Genomic DNA, 243 nt, shown 5'->3' with positions numbered 1-243 from the left:
GGTCCGCGTCGGCCCGTCACCAGCAATTACTGGTACGAGAGTACAACAGCCATGCCCAGCCAGACTTTTTACTGGTACTGGATAACGATCGGGCTGACGACATTGGCGAAGCACCACTCTCCACCTTTGAATTTGCCGTATCGCTGGCAGCCTCGCTGATGGAATGGGCCAAACACCAGCAGCAACCCATGCGGCTGCTGATCCACGGCAACCACGCCACCGATATCGCCATTGGTGGTCACC

General features: G+C 57.6%; 1 protein-coding gene. It reads left to right on the top strand.

Going from position 1 to position 243, the window contains the following annotated elements:
- Nucleotides 1–243: DUF58 domain-containing protein (locus tag Q4563_RS21950; protein ID WP_303606044.1), on the top strand; the 243-nt coding region annotated here is incomplete at both ends.

This window comes from Gilvimarinus sp. 1_MG-2023, assembly GCF_030548285.1.
This window is presented reverse-complemented; position numbering and strand designations above follow the sequence as displayed.